Genomic DNA, 4,272 nt, shown 5'->3' on the forward strand with positions numbered 1-4,272 from the left:
TTATATTCAGTTTTACAATTACAAACGTAGGCATTCTACGCTTAATTATATGACGCCACATCAGAAATATAATGAATTAAAAAATGCCGCTTAGAATCTCTACAGAATTTGTTGACCATTACACCTAGATAAAAATGTGACCTTGCCCTATGTGGATATTGATGAGCGTAATAACTGGGATAAAGGTGAGCAACCAGATAAAGCATGGATAATAAAGGAAATAGAATATGCATGAGCAGTATGCTGAAACCGCTTATAGAGGTAAGCAATATGCAAAATTTAGAGATGAAATAGCGACTGATGAGCGTGACTCTATGTATTGCCGTTATCAAAGTAAGCAAGCAATATACCCAAGAGGAAATGTTTTTGGTCACTGTTTTGACAGTTCTCAAAACTCCGATTATAAATATAATTTATCAGGTAAAGCTGAACATTATAGAAATGTTCTTGGTAGTGATCCGCATATTTTAAGTCTATCTACATTAGGAAAAAAAGTAATTGACGTACTATTATTTTTTTGGTTTTGTGCGCATTTAACTCTTCTACTTTTTATATTTTGTTTACCTCTTTTTTTATTTCTATTTGGAGATCCAGAAGAGGCAAAAGATGTATTAATTGTACTTTTATTTATATGGGGAGGATCTAAATTATTTAACTTAACTATCTGGACGTTAATAAGAAAAATAGTTATGCATTCAAGAATGAATTTTGAGAGAACTACGGGCCTTGTCTGGCTATCTCAAAATGACAGTACCGAAGTAATTAATAAACTTCCATTTGAAGAGTTTAATGCTCACTATAAAGTCCAGAACAACCCTCAAAGCGGCTTTCCATTTAGGGGATTTACACTATTACATTTTAAAAAAGACGTTTTTTATGCGTGGACAGGTGCTAATTTAATTAGCTCTGCATTTGTACATTGGGAATTATTACAAAACTTTATGGATGTTACTCAACCTTTAGCTGATATTCCGCAATTTGAATATTACCGTGAGTTTGATAAAACCACCGCTGAATTTGATAAAGCGAATGGCCGCCCTAAGTACTTTTGGTATCGGGTTGATAAGTCATTTTTAAAAGAAATGTCTAAAGCGGATGATGAACTTAGAAAAGAATTTAATGATGAAGAACAGCTCAATAACTTATTGACGGGTAAACCTATCAGAAAGCTAACACCGCCGGATATATTTAAGTTCCCATGGAAATATGCGGATAATATAAAAGCTGAAAGCGAGATTAAATTTGGCAAAACGTTGTGGCAAAAATTCACTTCATTTTTAATGATTGATTTGTAGTTAAACAAAGAAATAAATAGGATTTAGCTCAAGCAGTAAATAGCTGCTTGAGTGGGCAAAAGGATATTCATGTCAATTTCATATAGATTTGCAAAACTAAATGCAAGAATGATAGAAAATTCGCAGAACTTTAAACACTATATTTCCTCAAAAATGTATGAGTATAGTTCACCTAAAGGATTGATGATTGTCAGATTTTTATTGGAGAAAGAAGATAATAAAAAGGTAAAACCTCAAAGTTTAGATAACGAAGGCCGTTATTTAGGTTTTCATAATGCGGGGGATTGGACGCTAGGGTTAACATTAGGGCCTATTCTTTTAGGAGTAACAGGTTCAATTGTCTCAGTTATATTTTTTGGGGTATGGTTTTATTCACAATTTACATCAACACCAGAAGACTTTCCATTTTGGTTTGTATTACCTGCAATCGGTTTTAATCTTTTTTTCTTAAACTTCAGCCCTATATTAGCGCGTTATATTCTACCTAAACGTGAAGTATATTTTGACCGTCAAAACCAAACAGTGAACTTTACGTGGTCGGTTGATAATGCCGAAAAAAATGAGCATGGCCATTCGACTTTTCCGTTCTCAGATATCGAGGCATTTTACGCTAAAGCGAACCATTCACAGGGCCATGGTGTGACCCATGCTATGTATATTGCCCATAAAGATTATGAAAACCACCATGGTGCATTTAGTGAAATACGGGTTAAAGACAACCCACAAAACCCAAACTACTGTAAGTATACATGGGAGCGCGTAGTGCGCTTTATGGACTTAAGTAAACGGCTCGTTGATTCACCAGAAATCGAGCCATTTCGTCATTTAGACCCGATAACACGGGATTTTGATAAGCAAAATAATCGCCCTGAAAAGTATTGGCGTTTAATGAGCTACAAGCAGATGAAGCAAATAGAAGAAGAACTTGATGATGATATTTACCGCTTTAACTTTGACGGCGCTATCACCAATCCTAAACGCTGGGCAAATAAAGAAATCACCAAACCATGGGATAAATGGCCAATAGATGAAAGTTTAAACAAACCAGACAACACACCGTATTGGAAACGGCTGATGAAAACCCTTGCAATGCAAATTATTGCGGGTGTTTAAAAGTTATTGCTCTTTAACAATCAGAAATGGAATTCAAACCTAGGCAGCATAAATGCTGTCTAGGTTTATTGGCACGTTGCTGGCTAACATGGCGACATATAAACGGTGAAGAAAACAGCCATTTAAATTTGCGTAGGCGCGGCTTTACGCCGCGCAAATTGAACAATAAAAACGACATTCAGTTTGAATAGTTAAGATGGGTGTCATCTTAAATTTCTCTCGTGGTTATAATATTGAAGCAGCTAAAAAGTATGCAGAAATGATACAACGTAGAATGTCACGTTACACAAAGCACAGAGTATTTAAACAAATCCCCCTTAATTCCCCCATATTAGTAGATGCGATATGGATGCTTCAGCCTGCACGAACAGGGTGGCAAGCAGAAATAAATTACAATGCATTCTTGACTGAATTTGGTTTGCAGCCAGGCGACCAGATAGAACTCAAACTAGAAGCCACGGTGTACCCCAGTGGTAAAGGTCAACCAACAATTCAAGGGTTTAATAGTATTTATGGCTTACCAATCGAATATTACAAAGCAGGTGAAAAGCCAGGGTTCTTTTCTTGGGGCGATGAGCGCAAGTATAGCCACCGCATTGGCCAAGTCATTAGCCAAGCCATTGTTAAGTTATAAAAAGCTAAGTTATAAAAAATTTACAAGAAGTACAGCAAATAAAGGAGTAATAATGAGCGAAAATCAATTAGATCATGAAAAAATAAAAAAAGAAATGTTAGAAGAAAGAAAGCGCGAAGATCAAGAGCGCGAAGACTGGATGCGTGCAAACCCAGAAGAAGTCGATAGGCGCTATTATGAGCACGTAGCAAAGTTTGTTGCTGAGGATGAAGAAAAAAGGCCAGAAAGAATTAGGAAGCTAGAAGAATGGAAACAACTTAACCCGAGAAAAAAACCACTTAATGCAAAAGATAAAAACATTCAACGATTAGCACTTGATGAAAGCTATGCTGAAAGAAGAGATCGAAAAAGTAAAGAAGAAAAAGATCCAGAAATAGAAAAAGCAGAGAGAACTAAGCAAAGAAATGACTCGATTTATCGGGCTAACTCCACTAAGTACAGAGAAAGGCTGCCAAGAGATTATTTGCATAAAGACAGTTATGAGGCGCGATTAAAAAAAGCCGAAGCACTCAATGGCTGCGGGTTTAAAACCCGTACGTTTAAAAGTAAGCGTTTTACTGATGAATATACAGCAAAGCTTTCATCCCCAGATAGTGGCTCAACGCTTGAGGGGCACTGGGTTCGCACTGATGGGCAACAACTTGCTATTTCATGGTTTGGAGGGTGGTCAAACTTATTTACTGCTCTAAGCTTCTTGTTAATGGTGTTTACGTTTATCTGTTTCCTCTCGGACTTGATGATTATTGGTTTTGTGTGGGGCGATTACAGGTGGGTACCGTTTGTTATATACATGCCTTTGTTTATCATAGGTTTTTATATGCATAAACACCGCGCCATATTATCGCACCGAGATAAGTTTTATTTTAATCGCCATACCGGGCTTGTAAAAACCCCTCATACTTTGTTTAGAAAACCGTTTTATTTACCTTACGAAGACATTGTTTGTTTTGGTGCAAATGAGCGCAATGTAGGCTCAGCTCGTGGTGGTTCACGCGTGTTTGTGTCTCTCATGGTGCCATTAAAGTACCCTAAGCATTATAGACTCACTAAACCAACATTTTATGTAGGTGGTTTTAATCGTCAGTGGGATTCGCTGCAATATGCAACAGCCATGACCTTTATGGATACATCAATCCCGCTTGGTACACACTTATATCAATCAATAGAGCACTACTTCAAAATAGATAAAGATATAACAGAAAAACACGGATTTCCTGAGGAGTTAAAACC

General features: G+C 36.8%; 5 protein-coding genes. All 5 read left to right on the forward strand.

All coding sequences use genetic code 11. The annotated features are described in order from the left end of the window. A partial coding sequence (locus H5200_RS24520) for an IS3 family transposase (protein WP_404936147.1) occupies positions 1 to 94 on the forward strand: 94 nt, incomplete at its 5' end. A gap of 133 nt (positions 95 to 227) precedes the next feature. Further along, entirely contained in the window at positions 228 to 1,295 is a 1,068-nt protein-coding gene (locus H5200_RS22810; protein ID WP_182762766.1) for a hypothetical protein, read from the forward strand. Positions 1,296 to 1,478: 183 nt separating this feature from the next. Continuing rightward, complete coding sequence (locus H5200_RS22815) at positions 1,479 to 2,408, forward strand: hypothetical protein (RefSeq protein WP_182762768.1); 930 nt, start codon at positions 1,479 to 1,481, stop codon at positions 2,406 to 2,408. A 259-nt stretch (positions 2,409 to 2,667) separates the two neighbouring features. After that, entirely contained in the window at positions 2,668 to 3,042 is a 375-nt protein-coding gene (locus H5200_RS22820; protein WP_182762770.1) for a hypothetical protein, read from the forward strand. 52 nt (positions 3,043 to 3,094) lie between these two features. Further along, a partial coding sequence (locus H5200_RS22825; RefSeq protein ID WP_259399274.1) for a hypothetical protein occupies positions 3,095 to 4,272 on the forward strand: 1,178 nt, incomplete at its 3' end.

The organism is Pseudoalteromonas sp. SG43-7 (genome assembly GCF_014164295.1).
Lineage (GTDB): Bacteria > Pseudomonadota > Gammaproteobacteria > Enterobacterales > Alteromonadaceae > Pseudoalteromonas > Pseudoalteromonas rhizosphaerae.